12 protein-coding genes and 1 pseudogene are annotated in these 16378 nt (G+C 60.8%); 11 read left to right on the top strand and 2 right to left on the bottom strand.

What is annotated here, in order from left to right; genetic code table 11:
- The 4 genes and pseudogenes from G9463_RS09305 to G9463_RS09320 all read left to right on the top strand — a co-directional run.
- Positions 1–106: pseudogene (locus G9463_RS09305) on the top strand (IS5/IS1182 family transposase); the annotation flags it as partial.
- A gap of 258 nt (positions 107–364) precedes the next feature.
- Positions 365–1639, top strand: coding sequence for a PGF-CTERM sorting domain-containing protein (locus G9463_RS09310; RefSeq protein WP_193569584.1), 1275 nt, complete (start codon positions 365–367; stop codon positions 1637–1639).
- A gap of 454 nt (positions 1640–2093) precedes the next feature.
- Positions 2094–3722 carry a PGF-CTERM sorting domain-containing protein gene (locus G9463_RS09315; RefSeq protein ID WP_165896537.1) on the top strand — a complete coding sequence of 543 codons (1629 nt, stop codon included), beginning with the start codon at positions 2094–2096 and terminating at the stop codon, positions 3720–3722.
- Positions 3723–3914: 192 nt separating this feature from the next.
- Positions 3915–4055, top strand: coding sequence for a hypothetical protein (locus G9463_RS09320; RefSeq protein WP_004961121.1), 141 nt, complete (start codon positions 3915–3917; stop codon positions 4053–4055).
- A gap of 124 nt (positions 4056–4179) precedes the next feature.
- On the opposite strand, the gene G9463_RS09325 is transcribed toward G9463_RS09320, so the two are convergent.
- Positions 4180–4713 (bottom strand): metal-dependent hydrolase, encoded by a 534-nt coding sequence (locus tag G9463_RS09325; protein WP_165896538.1) that lies wholly within the window; start codon positions 4711–4713, stop codon positions 4180–4182.
- A 116-nt stretch (positions 4714–4829) separates the two neighbouring features.
- On the bottom strand, positions 4830–5843 hold the full coding sequence (locus G9463_RS09330; protein ID WP_165896539.1) for a DUF1616 domain-containing protein: 1014 nt from the start codon (positions 5841–5843) through the stop codon (positions 4830–4832).
- 209 nt (positions 5844–6052) lie between these two features.
- On the opposite strand from G9463_RS09330, the gene G9463_RS09335 reads away from it, so the two are divergent.
- From G9463_RS09335 to G9463_RS09365, 7 genes are all read left to right on the top strand, one after another.
- Positions 6053–8077 (top strand): hypothetical protein, encoded by a 2025-nt coding sequence (locus G9463_RS09335; RefSeq protein ID WP_165896540.1) that lies wholly within the window; start codon positions 6053–6055, stop codon positions 8075–8077.
- Positions 8078–8354: 277 nt separating this feature from the next.
- Positions 8355–10043 (top strand): sodium:phosphate symporter, encoded by a 1689-nt coding sequence (locus G9463_RS09340; protein WP_165896541.1) that lies wholly within the window; start codon positions 8355–8357, stop codon positions 10041–10043.
- A 90-nt stretch (positions 10044–10133) separates the two neighbouring features.
- The gene (locus G9463_RS09345; protein ID WP_004961131.1) at positions 10134–10835 is read left to right on the top strand and encodes an ABC transporter ATP-binding protein; all 702 of its coding nucleotides are present in this window, start codon (positions 10134–10136) and stop codon (positions 10833–10835) included.
- Positions 10836–10842: 7 nt separating this feature from the next.
- On the top strand, positions 10843–13908 hold the full coding sequence (locus G9463_RS09350; RefSeq protein WP_165896542.1) for an FtsX-like permease family protein: 3066 nt from the start codon (positions 10843–10845) through the stop codon (positions 13906–13908).
- 97 nt (positions 13909–14005) lie between these two features.
- Positions 14006–14281: a hypothetical protein gene (locus G9463_RS09355; protein WP_165896543.1), complete on the top strand. Its 276-nt coding sequence runs from the start codon at positions 14006–14008 to the stop codon at positions 14279–14281.
- Positions 14281–15375: a DUF4350 domain-containing protein gene (locus G9463_RS09360; protein ID WP_165896544.1), complete on the top strand. Its 1095-nt coding sequence runs from the start codon at positions 14281–14283 to the stop codon at positions 15373–15375. The genes G9463_RS09355 and G9463_RS09360 overlap by 1 nt, the downstream gene beginning before the upstream one ends.
- Positions 15368–16378 carry a MoxR family ATPase gene (locus G9463_RS09365; RefSeq protein WP_165896545.1) on the top strand — a complete coding sequence of 337 codons (1011 nt, stop codon included), beginning with the start codon at positions 15368–15370 and terminating at the stop codon, positions 16376–16378. Before G9463_RS09360 ends, G9463_RS09365 begins: the two co-directional genes overlap by 8 nt.

Raw genomic sequence — 16378 nt, forward strand, 5'->3', positions numbered from 1 at the left:
CCACGCACGAGCGCAGGTCTTCCTCGCACTGTGTCTTCGCCTGGTCGTCGCAATCACCAATTACGAACGCGGAGACAATCCGGGAAGCACGATCATCACGGTGTGAGAAGAGTTCTATGACACCCTCGATTAGTATACAGACTAGTTTAGCATCGGTTAATTACCAGCTCATTTGCTAATATTTATAGAAAACAAACAATTTTAAGAAAACAATCAATTCTGGCCCAGTTTCCCGTCTAAATGCTCTCAGAAGGGTTCTGAATGCATCAAAACAGTACCGCTGCACAAGAAATATGTCACAGGCTTCAGTAATGTTTCAGTAATGGTAAAAATACCAATAGTAAAGCCGATTGCCATTTTCGTGATGGCAGTCGCGTTGATACTCGCTGGTCCGGTATCAGTGATGTCCACTGTCGGGGCAACCCCAGTTGCCGAGAGTCAGTCAGTCTCGGTGACCGAAAACGTCGATGTGTGGGAGCGGTCCCCGCTCACGCTGCGAACGACCTCAGAGGGGCCGACCACGATAGTGGCACCGCGGACGTTCATCAACGTCGAATCAGCTGCGACTGGCGACCTACCGCTCAACAAGCGGACGGCGACGATCCATGAGCGCAACGAGTCGATAAACATGTCCTTCGAACCGAGAATCGGTGCCGGGACGAGGGCACTTGCCGGCGACGAGGCGCAACTACTGGCTGTCAAGTTGGATGAAGCCCCGACCACCGAAGGGGCAAACACCAGCGATATCCCGGGCTCACTCGGAGACGTCCTCGCAAACAACTCGAATATCACCTCGTCGGAACTACTTGATGATGCAGAGGGCGTTGGAGTGATAAGTGACGAGGGTGAACTAAACGCGTCCTACACCCCCGAGTCAGGCGGTGTCTACGCCTTCGCCTTGGTGACTGTCGACAGTGGCGAAGAGGGGCTGTCTGTATCTGACGGTAACGTGTCGGTGAATGGGAACGTGACTGTCGTCGGTGTCGAGCAGGCGGTTGTGCAGGACAACGCTTCGACCGTCGAGCCGACGCAGAACCCGGTCAATCCCGGAGACAGCGTCACGCTAGACGTTGCAACGGAGATAGAAGATGAAAACGTCACGCACGCAGTGGTGCTGGTAAAGCAGGGCGAACTCCAGCAGCAGTCGAGTACGGTGACGGTATCTGGTGAGCTAAACGAGAGCTTCAGTCAGGACCAGATCACTGTCGAAAATTCCTTTGACAACGTCAGCGGTGTTGCGACAGTTGATGACAACATCAGTATCGCAGGTGTCAATCTCTCCACAAACCAGTCGATACCTGCAATTGGGGTACAGGGTCTATTCGGCACAGTGGTTTCCGAGGCCGAATCGGATGCCGACGGCGAGGTCATCCACGCCTCTGCAACGGTCGTCAGCGCTGACTCCGACGCCAACGTAACTGTTGAGACGCTGGATTCCTGGCCGAACGGTGCGTATCAGTACGTCCACGTCGCAGTCGGTACCGAGTCCGGTACCATCAACTCTGATACCGGGACGGTAGCAATAAGTCCGGGCGGCGGCCCTGATAACGGTGGTAGCCCGGGTAACGGCGGCGGTCCACCGGATAACGCTGGCGGGCCGAATAACACTGCGGATGACGACGAAGACGAGGAAGAATAACTGATCGGGCGGCCGTCACTGGCCGCGTTCACCGAATAAGTCACACATTTCACCATCGACTTTTACTGCATCAGACCGACCCCACAGCGATATCTCATCCTGCTTACTCCACATACGGGTACGTTGTCGATTAAATGGCCGCAAACCGTCGCTCTCCTGTACAGTTCTCATCATTGCGAATAGGGTGTCGTCTCAAGACACGATTCGGGATTCGCGCTGTAAAATCCCAAGACAGTGTCGACGTGTTTTGCAACCGTTATATGACACTGTGTGGCGCTGAGTGTCACTGCATAAGAATTATACCGCACCCCTCCGAAAAAATTCAGTAATGTATAAAACACCAAGAGGGAAACATACTGTAATTTGTGCGATTACAGTGCTGCTGGTGTTGGCGGCTCCCTTGTCGGTAACGTCGGCGGCGGCAACGCCAGTAGATGATGGACAAACGACGGCAGTGACGGAAAACGTGGATGTGTGGGAGCGGTCACTGCTCCCGCTTCGGACGTCTTCTACCGGCCCAACAGCGATAGCAGCCCCAGAGACGTACATTAACATCGAGTCTGCACAGACCGGTGACGTTCCCCTCAACAGGGACGAGTATACGATTCACGAGACGGGCGAGTCAGTGGATCTTACGTTCGAATCAACTACGGGGGCTGGAACCACTGGACTAGCTGGCGACGAGGCACAACTGCTTGCTGTTAGACTCTCTGAAGGCCCAGAATCGGCCGGATTTAGCGAAGGAAGCGTCAGAACCGATCTAGCGAGTATCTTTACGAACGATTCCAACGCCAACTCGGTCGAACTGTTAGACGACGCGGAAGGTGTCGATTCAATAGATGACAACGGTGTGCTCGAAACCTCGTACACACCTGACTCGGGCGGTGCCTACGGCTTCATTCTGGTCACTGTCGATGACGGACAGGGCCTGTCCGTTTCGGACAACAATGTTTCGACCGATGGCAACGTGACCGTTGTCGGTGTCGAACAGACGATAGTTCAGGAAAGCCCATCCACGGTCGAGACGACTGCCGATGATGTCGCCGCAGGGGATAACGTCTCACTCGATATCGAGACCGAACTAGAAGACGACGCTGTCACGCACGCCGTGTTGTTGTTCGACGAGGACGAGCTGCAACAGCGAACGAGCACCGTCCGGGTGACCGGCGACATTGATGAGAATTTCTCCGAAGATCAGGTCACGGTCGAGAACTCCTTCGACGGCGTCAACGGTGTCTCGTCGATGGATGATGACGCCACCTTTTCCGGTGGGGACTCGACAACAGTAGGGGCGATGCCGTCCGCGGGATTGATTGGCCTGTTTGGATTTGTGCTCTCTGAAGCATCGCCGGATTCAACCGGTGATGACATGATGCAAGCCTCGGCGACAACAGTATCTGATGCCGCCGATACGACCGTTGATGTCGAAACGCTCGATTCCTGGTCGAACGGGACGTACACGTACGTGCACGTTGCCGTTGGCGAAGACTCCAACGAGATTAGTTCTACCACCGGAACGGTCACACTGTCAGATTCGGATGACGGCAGTGACAGCAACGACGGGAACGACGACAGCGACGACAACGACGGAAGTGACAACAACGACGGAAGCGACAACAACGACGATAACAACAACGGAAACGACAACAGCGACGACAACAACGACGACAACAATAACGACGGAAGCGACAACAACGACGATAACAACAACAACGGAAACGACAACAGCGACGACAACGACGACAACAATAACGACGACGACGACGACAACGACAACGACAGCGACGACAGTGATAACGGAGATAGCGATGAGGACAGCGGGGACGACGACTCCGATAACGAGAGTACTGAAGAAGACACGGCGGACGAAACTACGACTGACACCGACACCGAGGCTGGAGGCGGAGCGGACCCAACGGAAGCAGCTACGACCGCAGGTGGTGGGGCACAGCAACCCGACAACACGGACACAACCGGAACAGAGGGGACGGTCGAAACCACGAGTTCGAGCGGTCCCGGTTTCACCGTCCTCGTCGCGGTGCTAGCACTGCTAGGCGCCGGGTTCCTGGCACGGCGCGACTAACGACCGCTCCAGTTTACGCAGCGGTTTCGGTTATTCTCTGACGCGATCTTCTTTCCCGCTGTATACCTATCCGAAGTCTACGTTTTGCGGATAACTGAACTATCATGTCACCAACGGTTGCAGACACAATGTTGCTGAAAGGAGTAATTTTATATTATTTTACATATAACATGACAGTGTAAGGTACATACAATGGGGGACTACGCAAAGCCATCCCGTGCGGCGAAGATCAAGTGCATCAAGTGTAACTCACCGGTCGTGCTCACCGTTGACGACGAGTACATCTGTGTCAACTGCGGCGAAGCGCCGATCGAATCCGCGGCCCCAGCCTGAGGCAGCCGTTTTACTTTTTCCCTGGGTTCAGTGCTGGAAACAGCAGCGGCGACATCTGGCTGCTAACTTGAGTCTGCCGCTGGCGAACCGCCACTTCGGCTTACAAGGACCGATAGACGAAGCGCTAGCGCAGTGGTATCTCTACTGTGACCCGTTTGTCGCTCCGGTACACCGTCACGAGACTGTAGCTGACGGCCACTCCGAAGACAATCAGAGGGACGGCAAGCGAGAGCAGGCTGTCAGGCGAATGCGCCGCAAACGACGGCGTTCTATCGGGGTTTGCCGCCAGCAACGGCCAGAACAGGTTCGGGAAGAAGTAGTACTCCATCCCGAGCCGCGCAATCGGATAGAAGTCACCCGCGATGTGTGAGAGGTAGCCGGCGGAAAACACCATTCCGTACTGCCCGTAGCCACGGCGGGCAGCCAGCAGTACAACGACGGTGAGGACAGGTAGCGAGACGACAAGCGAGTGGGCCAGCATTCGCCCGCTCGGAAGGATAGCGAATGTCCACGCGAGCGGCTTGTCGATTACATCCGGCAGTTGCGTCGCGACAAGCAGGAGCAGTACCACCGGCCCGGACGGGAGGCGACGCCACCGAGCCACCGTATACACCGTCAGCGGGACGGCTGCGAGGAGGAAGTGGCCTGCGGGGTACACCGTGAAACAAATGGGCCGAGAAAACAAAAGCTGTTCGCCGGATTCGATGTTCAAACCGCAGACAGCCGGACAGCCCCGTTTTACCGGGGTCGTGCTGTCCTCTACGAGAACGTGGGTCAGCCGGTAACGTTCACCCAGAGATGGACTTCACGGTACGCGGTCGTCTGGTCCACGGTCTCGGGTGGTGAGCCACGGTACAGCAGGTACTGGAGCCGGAGTCTCTCCCCAGTCATCTCTGGCTCCACCTCGTGCTGGCGTTGCCAGGTTTTGTTGTGTCCCAGCGTCGGCTGGAAACGCCGTAGCTCAGACCGCTCCCGGACTTGCGTTTCGTTGCCGACGCGCTCGACGCGCTGTAACTCGGCGATAACGGTGTACTCCGTCTGTTCGTGTTCTTGGTTCCCGATACCGACGATCAACGAGCGGCCTTCGCCCCGCTGAAACTCCGTTGGGTAGCCGTCAGCGACGAGTTCGCCGTCTTCGCCCTCCGTCAGCAGGTAGAACTCGCTGAACCGCTCACCGTCCTTCGGCACCGTGACAGCGTACCCGACACTGGCGGCTGCAAGCAGGATGCTCAGGACTAGCAGCACGTTCAGGGCGGCGTCCGTCCGCGAGGCCGGCGAAAATAGCTCCTCACGTCCGGCACTGAGCCACGCACGATACGGAACGCGGAACCGTTCGTCGGCGGGCAACGCCCAGCGTCGGACAGCCGCGACAGCAGTCAACACGAGCGTCAGTCCACTGAGCGAGACGAGAATCGGAAGCAATCGGATGCCCCACGGCGTGAAGTTCAACACCAGACCGACCAGCGGAACGAGAGCGATGCTGAGCCCGAACGAGAGTGCAGTCCGTTCGATCCCGTCGATCCCGTCCGCTTGCGGGTTCGAAACGGTTTCACCGTCAGTACTGGGGCCGCTCCCGGCTTCTGGAAACAGCGCTGCAATGAACGCATAGCCGGGGATAAAAAGGACAAACACAAGCCCGGCGATGATACGGACCGGTGTTTCGGAGACGACCGGCAGCAGGGCGGCCAGATTCGTCAGAATTACAACGCCGACAACGCCTGCTAGATCGGCCGGGAGGTGGCGGAGCTGGCGCGGCAAGAGTAGTTTCCACGCCTTGGTTTCAGCCATTGGCAGTGAGTCATATCGGCACGGTAAAAAAATAGCTGATTGCTTCGCTTTCTGTCTCAGTCCATAATTGCAACTGTCTCCGGTAAGCCAACCGAACGCATTTTATCAAACCGGGAGAATACCTCGGTGTGTTCCGGAGCCAGTCGTTGGCCGTGTTTACTATTTTGACCATACTAGGGCTTACAGCGGGCGCTGGTGGGGTGGCAGCGATGGGAACCGAGGTCGGGGGGCCGGCTCTGGACCGTCAGGTGGAGACCCCGGGGGACAACAACGAGACGCAACAGGAAAACCCGGATTCGGTATCAAACGGTGAGTACAGTGACGAAACAGCCGCCTGGTTAGCTCGGACAATGGGCGGGCGGCTGGAAAACAGCAGTATTGCGCTGTCGAACGCCCAGTACGACCAGGCCCGGTCGGTCCTCGGTGACGACTACGACACGCGTCTAGAGCAGTACGTTGAGGTCGCCGGAGACACGTCGTCGGAGACGGACGACACCGCGGCGAGGGAGTTCGAGGCTGCGCGCGAGAACCAGCGGAATCTCACGAACGAGGTCCAGCGGTATCGGCAACAGTACGCGGCGTATCAGACAGCACGCGAGCGCGGTAACGAACGCGAGGCCCGCATCACTGCGCGTGCGATGGAGCGAACAGCGTCGAACATCAGCGACAGAGGCGACGAACTGAATCAGAACTTCGAACGGATCGAGAACACCACATCTGTCGACCTGTCTTCTGGACAGACCGAGATCAATGAAACGACAGCGAACATCACGGCGACGCAGGCGGCTATCCGTGAAGAGACGCTCGTCGGAACGACACTTGCGGTCCAGTCGGTAGATTCGACCGCATCATTCAGTGACCCCGGAACAGTCTCCGGGCAGATACAGACTGAGAACGGCTCAGTCATCGCGGACAAGGCGGTCGCACTCAGGATCGAGAACCGGACGCGGACTGTGCAGACTGATTCGAGCGGCGTGTTCGAAACGCAGTACCGGCCGCGCTCGGCCAGGCTGGGGTCGCAATCCATATCGATCGAGTATGTCCCAGAGGCTGACTCGGTGTACCTGTCCGACAACGACACGTTCACCATTGACGTACAACAGGTAACCCCGGACGTGACGAGCGACATTGCACCGGACGTGGTGGGATACGGCGACCAACTCAACGCCACGGCGTCCGTGATAGTCGCGTCGGACGGTGTCGATGCGGTCCCGGTTGAGTTTGCTATTGGTGACACTGTCATTGCACGGACGACGACCGGACCGAACGGCACTGTCACAGAAACGATCCGACTCCCGGCGACAGTAAACGACGGGGAGCGTCAGGTCGTCGCCCGGGTTCCGTATGCAGACCGAGCGATTGCAGGCGTCCAGTCGGAGACCCCTGTTGTCGTCGTCGAGACTCGAACGAACCTCTCAGTGAGTGCATCACGCACGGATGGCGGGGCTCTCGTCAGGGGGCAACTCCAGACCGTTGCTGGAGACCCTGTGACGGGTCGCCCGGTACGCCTGCAGATCGGTGCTGGCGGAACACAGCGGGTCGAGACGAACCGGAACGGGTCGTTCCAGACCGTTTTCGAGAATCCGCAGAGCAACGAGTCCGTTACTGTTACCGCCACGTACGACGAGTCGAGGACAAACCTCGGTAACGCGACTGCAACGGCAACGCTGGCGGCCGGGTCTGGCGGCGGCAACCCACCGGTCGGCTCAGACGGGAACCCGGCAGCAGCCTTCGGGAACGCGGTTATCGGCTCCAGCTGGCTGCCCGTCTTCGGCGGCGGGGTAGCGCTCGCGGTTGTCGTCGCCGCTTGGTTTGTCGTGCCACGGGTCCGCCAATCCCGGGAGACGGACTCGCCTGTCCCGACGGAGACGGGTGACACGTCAATGACTGACCCTAACCCATCGGCGACGTCGTCAGACGAAACGACGCCGACATTCGAGGACCGCGCCGAATCGTATCTGGACAGCGGGAACTACGACGCCGCAGCGATGGTCGCGTACACCACAGTTCACGACGTGCTAGCAGTAGAAAACGGGATTGATCAAGGGGCAACGCACTGGGAACTCCTCCAGCGGAGCCAGGAGCACGGCGTTCCAGAGGACCGGATGGCAGATCTCGAAACAGTGGTCGAAACCTTCGAGACCGCAGCGTTCGCGCCGACATCAGTCGACCGGTCACAGGCCGAAGCGGCTGTGGACCGCGCCCGCGAGATCAAGTCGAACGGGGACCGCTGACCGTCCAGTCCCTGGCCTTCGTTGCTGTGGTCCGCAATTCTGTTTGGAACTGCTGTCTTCAGCGCGCACCAGCGGAAACGAGTGACGCGTACGAACTGTTGGATCTGATAGTGGCAATCCTGCAGTCGTAGTTCGTCGGTGTCGGGATCGGCGGGTCGGCGGCCGTTGCTACCGACAATGCAGGGATGCCCATGTAAATTCAGACGAGGACAGTAAGCACGACGGGGCCGTCGGAATGCGGTAACTATCTTACACCCACCCGCTGTAGGACCCGCCAATGAGTGACGGCCGGACGGGACGAGTGCTGCTCATCGTGGCTGTGCTGGCCGTGGCAGCCGCGGCCCGACTGACGACGCTCCACTGGACACCGCTGCCCTCGACGCTAGACGGATTCGGCTACGTCGCGCTGGCGAGAGACACGCTTCGGACGGGGACGTTTCCACTCACACGGTTCCGCGCGGACAACATCGTGTTTATTGCTGTGCTGACGGTCGTCGGTTCGCTTACCGGTGAGCGGCCGCTGTACATCGCCCAGCCGGTCGTCGCGGTCACCGGTGCAGCGTCCTGTCTGACGGCGATGGCGCTAGTCAAACGCCTCGCACAGTCGAGTCGCTGGCGTCACTCTCGGACGACGCTGGCGATGGGCGTGGTCGGGATGGGGCTCGCAGTGGAGGGAATCTATCTCCGTCGGACTGGCCAGACCGACGAAGAAGCGCTGGCCTTCCTCTTGCTGCCACTGTTTGCGATTGCCGTCCATCGGTTGCTCACGACGGAGCGATACAGGCGTCGCTGGGGGGCAGTCGTGGTCGTCCTGTTCGCTGCTTTCCCGCTCCTGCATACGTTCAGTTCGCTTATTGCCGGGCTGGTACTGACAGGAGTGCTAGCCGCCCACCTCGCTATGATTCCGTCGCGTCGTGACGCTGTTACTGCACTCGCCGTCGTCGCAGGCTTCTGGGTGTATATGTGGGGGTACTACCGGTTCGCGGAGCAGTCCCAGCTGGTGGTTCCCTACGTCGACCGTATCAGCGCGTATCCGGGGCTGTTCCTGGCCTGGGTGGTCGTGCTGGTGGCGACGCTTGTCTGGTTCCAGCGGACGAGCGCTCGCCTGCAGCGGGTGACCGTCGGCGGCGCGGTCGGTCTCTGGTTCCTGACGCTCGGCGCGAACGCGTTACAGACCGTGTTCCCCGGGACACAGACCACGCCGACCGGCCTTCTGGTGCTTGTTGCGGCCTTCGCTGTCCCGGTGGTGTTTGCGGTCGTTGGCCTCCCGCGCGCGAGCCGCGACCGCCGGCTGGTCGGCCCGGTCATGCTTGCGCTGCTGCTAGCGCCGATCGTTATTGTGTACTTCTCGTTGACCGCCTCGCTGACGCCGGAGTACTACGGGACGGCGCTCCGCGGACAGACGTTCGTCCATCTGCCCGTGTTCGTGCTCGCTGGCATCGGCATCGCGTCAGTTGCCTATCGGCGGTCGCCATCACCGGACGGCGGACTTGGGTCGCCAAAGGCCCATAGCCACCGACTCGCAACAGTTCTGACAATCGTCGTCGTGGTCGCCGCAGTCGTGACGATGCCTATCGCGTTCGTCAATCTCGACACGCTAGCGTTCCCGACAGGGGCGACCGAATCGCAGTTCGCAGCCGCGACGTTCACCGCAGACCACGTCGACGAACAGTGGGCTTCCGACCATCCGTTCAGCCGTATCGTTGACCTGTACTATCCGGGTTCAACCAACGGTACGTACCAGCCGACCGCCCGATGGCTCGGTGGCGGGATGGAACCCAGCTGCCCGACGCTGTCGCGGGCGTCGTGGGGGACAACCGGGGCGCACCTGTTCCCGGCAGGAAGCGAAAAGACCACGCCCACGGCGCTGGAGGAGTGGCGGTACGAGAACGACGTAGTCTATGACACCCGGGGGCTCGACTCCGTGTACCTCGTTCGCCCCGGCGGGAACCGAACAAACTGCTGAGCGCACACGGTTCGTGGGGGCCACCTTATGTCCATTTTTCCCGTGTATGTAACCGTGGCATACAATACGGGGCCGGCAGAAAGGCCGACAATGACTGACCCCGTCCTCGTCGGCTCAGGGCTGTGTGTCACACGACGGGGCACCAAGATTCTCAATGGCGTCTCACTTACCGTCGGGTCCGACGCGGCAATGCTCGTGCAGGGACCTAGCGGGGCCGGGAAGTCGACCCTGTTCAACGTCCTCGGACTCCTAGAACCACCGTCTAGCGGTCGATTGGAGGTCGCCGGCCGAGATGCGAGTGCCCTGTCCGAACGCCAGCGCGCTAGCCTGCGGCGGACGACGCTCGGGTTCGTCTTCCAGGACTTCCAGCTCATCGGTGACCTGACCGCCCGCGAGAACGCGTCGCTCCCGCAGGAACACGCGGGCAACCGTGACCCCGACTGGCTGGACACGCTGTTCGAACGACTGGGCATCGCCGGACTCGAACACCAGTACCCCGCGACGCTGAGCGGGGGCGAGAAACAGCGGGTCGCTATCGCACGAGCGCTTGCAAACCGTCCCGAAATAATTCTCGCCGACGAACCGACCGGGCAGCTAGACCCGGACACCGCCGAGTCGGTGCTAAACCTCCTGTTCAGTATGAAGGAATCGACGGAAACTGCACTCGTCGTCATCAGCCACGACCCGCAACTGGCACAGCGGTTCGACGAACGGCTGTTCATCCGCGGCGGCACGCTCGTCTCGGATACTGCCTCGACGCCGGACGCGAGCCCGTCAACGGAGACGAACTAACGAATCGATGGGATACAGAAACGCTCTCCTGTTTCGCTGGTCCAGACGAGATCGGCTCACCGTCGTCGTCGTCGCCGTGACGGCCGCGTTTCTCATCGGCACGGTCTTGCTGTTGTTCACCGCCGTCACGTACTCGGAAACGTTCGCCGAACCGCTTGCGAACTCCGGGACGGTCACTTACCACGACGCGGAACACGGCCCGCCGGAACCCGGTGAGGATGTCACCGTGCTCCCGACAGCGACGGCGACCACAGACGGGACCGACGTTCGTCTCGTCGGCATCCCACCCGATGCGCCCAGAGTGCTCATTGAGGGGTCGGCACAGTGGCAGGAGGGGCGATTACCAACACTTCCCGACGGCGTCGACGGCCGAGGACCAGTTTCCCAGCAACAGACCCGAACGGTCAGCGGGTCGAACAGCACCGTCTCGCTCACGGTCGTGCCACAGCAGCGGGGAACGACGTTCCTCTCGAACCAGTGGTACGCGACGAACGCCTCGACCGCCCAGCGGGTCGGCGTCACCGGCTACTTCGTCATCAACCACAGCCCGAGCGGAACCGGGCTAGGGAGCCTCCCGAACGAAGGGGCACCGCTTGTCAGCGCGCTCCTGTACGTCCTCGGCGGTTTAGAGCAGGTGCTCTGGGCGCTGGGTATCGCCGCGGCTGCCGGCGGATTGCTGGTTCTCATCGTCGTCTACAACGTCACACGGATGAGCGTCCGCGACCGACTCGATGCGATACGAGTCATCCGCTCGACCGGCGCGTCGGGGTGGCGTGTAGGGCTTCTGTTTACGCTTCGTGCCGGCCTTCTCGTCACGACCGGCGTCGTGCTGGGCTACGCCGTCGGACTCATCCTTATCAAGGCACTCGTCAACGTCGCGATTTTCGTCGGGCTCCCAATCGCGCTCGATATCACTGTCACCGGCCAGAGCGCTACTGTCGTCGCTGGCGTCGCCGGCATTTTTGTTCTGATGGGGCTGGTTGCCGGCGCGCTCGCGGCCTATCCTGCGGCGACTCGTCCACCGGCCTCTCTCGGAAACCGCCATACTCGGTCTGGCCAGTCCGGGCAGTCGACGCTTGCGACGCTCAGAAGCTGGGTCACACCGACATTCCTTTCGTGGCGCTCGGTCGTGCCGACGGCGGCGACGCTGACCGTGTTCGGCATCACGTTCCTGCTGGTTGTCTCGCTGGCCGGCCTCGCCTCCCCGCTTGGCGGTGAAGCGGGCGGAACTGGGACCATCACCGAAGCCGGCGCGCCCCACCCGCTGAACAGTCGGCTCGATGCTGAGTACGCCTCCGCCCTGAGTGCCGACGGGACGCCGGCCAGCCCGGAGATCATCTACGCTCAGGTTTCAGACGGCCAGCCGTACATGGCTCACGGGGCGAAGTACGATGCGTTCGCGAACGTCACTGGAGCCACGCTGGTCGAAGGCCAGCGACCACAGCGACACGACGAGGCCGTCATCGGGAGCGACCTTGCACAGACGCTCGATGTCGAGGTCGGTGACGAACTGACCGTCAGTGGGAGCGTCAAGCCTGGGGTTCGCCGGGTCACCATCGTCGGACGGTACGACGCCCCCAGAACGCTCGATGACTTGCTCATTCTGCCGCTTGACTCCGCGGCCGACTTGGCGACCGGGCCAGGGCAGGTCCACATGATTCGCGTCAAGGGCCCGGTGTCTGAGATCGACGATGCCGACGGTGTCGCGGCTAACCAGTCGGGCGCTGTCGTGACGGGGTTGTCAGGTCCGAGACGCGTCACAAAAGGTGACACAGTCAACCTCACCGTCGCCGTCCGAAACGTCGGCAACGAGCGGGCGGACCGGGAAGTCACAGTCCGGTATCAGGGCGACCGGCGAACAACGACAGTGGCTGTTCCGCCGGGACAGGAGCGGACTGGTACTGTCTCCGTTACCGCGTCGGAGCTGGGGACCGCAAACGCTACTGCCGGGGAGTACACCCACCCAGTGACTGTCGTCTCGCCGAACGCTATCGAGATTCCGAGCCAGTTGCCCTCACAGGCTCCGCCCGGGTCGGGACTCTCCGTCCCTGTCGTCACGAAAACTGGCGAGCGCGTTTCGAACGCCACCGTCACGGTAAACGGCCCGTCGCTCAGAACTGGCTCGAGCGGTGTTGCCGTTGTTCCCCTGCCACGCGAGCCGGGGAACTACACGATAACGGCCCGGTCCGGAAACCAGACGGCGACACACGATATTCAAATCGTCCGTGGAACTGAGCGGGAACTGTACGGGGAGCTGTCGATAGCTCCGTCATCGGGCTCGGTCCTGACGACGCCGACGCTCAGGGTCGGGCTCGCAAACCCATGGCAGGAACCGCTCACGCGCAACGTGGGCGTCATCGGTCCCGGTGTCTCTCGGAACCGGACCGTCTATATGCCGCCCGGAAACGTCACGCAAACGCGGTTCTCCCCGGACGGTGGACGTAGCCAGCCCGGAACGTACACCTATCGAATGACAGTCAACGGGACCACCCTCACCACGGCGGACTACGAGGTGACCGGCGACCGCCGGCTGGCATCTGCGGTGGCAAGCAGCGGGTCGTACGCGTCCGGAACGCCAATCGAGCGCTCCGTCGAGGGCGTGTTCGGGAACGTCCAGTTGATTCTCGGCGTCCTTGTCGTTCTCTCGGCGTTGAGTACCGTCGGCAGTACCACGGCGACGTTCGCACAGGGGGTCCACGCGCGCCGGCAGGCTATCGGCATCCATCGCTCAACCGGCGCGACGCAGTGGCGGGTCCTGCGAACGATTCTGGCCGATATCGCCCGGATAGCGATCCCAGCGACCGGTCTCGCGCTCGGCCTGTCGGTTCTCGCGTTACAGCTGCTGGAGCGGGCTGGCTGGCTCGTCTTCTTCGGCTTCCGTCTTTCCGCGCGGACGCCGCCAGCGATCCTCACAGCGATATTTGTCGGTGGCGTCTCGCTCGCCCTGTTCGGTGCCCTCGTCGCAACGGTGCCGTATCTGACGGCCTCACCGGTCTCGTTGCTCCCGAGTGGTGACCGAACGCGGACGCCCGACGACGAGTCGGTCGACGAAAGACAGCCTAGCGACGACTGACCGAGTCCCTAGCATAGGGATCAGCTTGTCCAGTGGGAATCTGAACCGTTGCCCGTCGGTCGGAACTTTGACTGTCTACCGACAAGAACGCCGTATCATGGCGACCCGACAGCGACAGCAGTTCATCTACGGGCATCTCATGTGGGTGCTTGGAACCATCCTCGTGTTGACCGTCCTGGATGCGCTGACACTGGAGCTGTTTTTCGTCGTCTCGCTGATCGGGTTTCTCGTTACTGTCGAACTGGTCGCACCGCAGGCCGTGTCGCCGCGCTGGCGACGGCGGCTCTGGTGGCTCATCGGGCTCGGTCTGGTGGGCTTTGCTTACGTGGTTATCAAACGTATCCTTGCAATTCTCCCGCCGGGGCTGATCTGATGGTATCGGAACCGTCTCCCGACGATTCCTGGCTCCCGTCGCTCACTCTCCCACAGCTACTGCTTGCCACCTACACTGCCCTCACGGTCATCGCGCTCGTCTACGCCGCGAGCACGTCTTCAGCGGCGTTCGGTGCGTATAATTCCCAGTGGGACGGGGCGGGCGAGCTTCGAACTGTCGCAGCTGATGCCGGTGCAAACGTAACCGTCGGAACGAACGTGAGTCAGTATCCGACGAGTGACGCGGACGGAACGGTTGCAGTCGTTCTCTCGCCGGCGGAGCCGTACTCGTCGAGCGAGCGGGCACGAATCGCGGAGTTCGTTCGAAGCGGCGGGACACTCGTCGTTGCCGAGGATTACCGCCCAGAAGGGAATTCCCTGCTCGCTGCCGTCGGTGCTGACGCGCGTTTTGACGGTCGCCCGGTGTACGACAACCGAAATTACTACCGCAACTCCTCGCTCCCGGAAGCGACGCCTGCCGGCGACTATCCGGAGACTGCCGGCGTCGATACTGTCGTCCTCAACTACGGCACGACTGTCAGGGCCGGCAACGCGACGCCACTCGTCAACACCTCCGAATACGCCTATCTCGACACCAACGGTAACGCCAACCTCGACGGTGCGGAGCAGTTAGCATCTCGACCTGTCGTCACGAGCGAATTGGTCGGCGACGGTCGAGTTATCGCCGTCAGTGACCCGAGTCTCTTCGTGAACGCGATGCTCGAACGAGGTGACAACCGACGGTTCGTCCGGAACATCGTCGCCGATCACGACACGGTCCTGCTGGATTACTCACACGCCAGCAGTATCCCGCCAGTGGCCGCTGCCGTCCTCGCCGTGCAGCGGTCGGACGCGTTGTTACTGTTCTGTGGCGTCGTGCTTGTCGGGGCGCTACTCGCGTACGACCGCCGTCTCGACGAGCCTATTCGGGATCGATTCCGCGAATACAGCGGCCGCGAGCCGGACCCGCACTTGTCCCGAGACGGCGTGGAAAAGTACCTTAGCGGCCGTCACCCGGACTGGGAATCCGCTCAAGTAAAGCGAGTAACGGAAGCCGTTATTAAACAGCGGCCCGACCGTCAACGTAATGACTGATCCGGCGGTACTGTACGGCCGTCTCAGAGAGGAGACGGAAACAGTTCTTATCGGTAACGAGCAGATTCTTCGACACATTACTGTCGCAATGCTTACGCGCGGTCACGTGCTTCTAGAGGGGGTTCCCGGTGTCGCAAAAACCACAATTGCCACGCTTATCGCCAACGCGACGGATCTCCAGCACTCTCGGGTCCAGATGACGCCTGACTTGCTCCCTGCAGATATCACCGGAACGACAGTGTATCACCAGCGAAACGGCGAGTTCGAGCTGCAGAAAGGCCCGGTGTTTACCAATCTGGTCATCGCTGACGAGATCAACCGCGCCCCGCCGAAAACGCAGAGCGCGCTGCTCGAAGCGATGCAGGAGGGGCAGGTGTCTATCGAAGGGTCGACGCTCGAACTCCCGACGCCGTTTACCGTCGTTGCGACGATGAACCCACTTGAGATGGAAGGGACGTTCAAACTCCCGGAGGCCCAGCGCGACCGATTCCAGATGAAACTCGTCACTGAGATTCCCAACTCCGAGGATGAGCGCGCAATCCTCGACCGGTTCGACGCGAATCCGACGCTTGATGCGGACTCTATCTCGCAGGTCATCTCTCGGGACAAACTTCTGGACGCCCGGACAGTGGTCCCTGAGACACATATCGAAGACAGCATCAAGGAGTACATTCTCGCTATCGTCGGCGCAACGCGGGACCACCGAAACGTCATTCACGGCGCCTCACCGCGGGCGACAATCGATCTGCAGAATACAGCGAAAGCGGTCGCTCGTCTGAACGGCCGCGAGTATGTCATTCCGGACGACGTAAAAGAGATGGCGCTCCCGGTGTTGCGCCATCGTCTCATTATGAACAGCGACGCCGAACTGAGCCAGATCACCGCTGAAGCGGTTATCGAGGAAATCCTCCAGTCGATAACGCCGCCGGGGTCTGACACCGACCACAGTGCGGATGTCGAGACAGCGGTCGGTGACGGCGGGACGAAACGCGACTCCGAATAG

It is taken from the genome of Haloarcula sp. JP-Z28 (genome assembly GCF_011440255.1).
Taxonomy (GTDB): Archaea; Halobacteriota; Halobacteria; order Halobacteriales; family Haloarculaceae; genus Haloarcula; species Haloarcula marismortui.

Excerpts from the sequence above, each read along its gene's own strand:
- G9463_RS09310 (WP_193569584.1), top strand. The coding sequence starts at position 365 with ATGGCAGTCGCGTTGATACTCGCTGGTCCGGTATCAGTGATGTCCACT.
- G9463_RS09320 (WP_004961121.1), top strand. The coding sequence starts at position 3,915 with ATGGGGGACTACGCAAAGCCATCCCGTGCGGCGAAGATCAAGTGCATC.
- G9463_RS09330 (WP_165896539.1), bottom strand. The coding sequence starts at position 5,843 with ATGGCTGAAACCAAGGCGTGGAAACTACTCTTGCCGCGCCAGCTCCGC.
- G9463_RS09335 (WP_165896540.1), top strand. The coding sequence starts at position 6,053 with ATGGGAACCGAGGTCGGGGGGCCGGCTCTGGACCGTCAGGTGGAGACC.
- G9463_RS09340 (WP_165896541.1), top strand. The coding sequence starts at position 8,355 with ATGAGTGACGGCCGGACGGGACGAGTGCTGCTCATCGTGGCTGTGCTG.
- G9463_RS09345 (WP_004961131.1), top strand. The coding sequence starts at position 10,134 with ATGACTGACCCCGTCCTCGTCGGCTCAGGGCTGTGTGTCACACGACGG.
- G9463_RS09350 (WP_165896542.1), top strand. The coding sequence starts at position 10,843 with ATGGGATACAGAAACGCTCTCCTGTTTCGCTGGTCCAGACGAGATCGG.
- G9463_RS09355 (WP_165896543.1), top strand. The coding sequence starts at position 14,006 with ATGGCGACCCGACAGCGACAGCAGTTCATCTACGGGCATCTCATGTGG.
- G9463_RS09360 (WP_165896544.1), top strand. The coding sequence starts at position 14,281 with ATGGTATCGGAACCGTCTCCCGACGATTCCTGGCTCCCGTCGCTCACT.
- G9463_RS09365 (WP_165896545.1), top strand. The coding sequence starts at position 15,368 with ATGACTGATCCGGCGGTACTGTACGGCCGTCTCAGAGAGGAGACGGAA.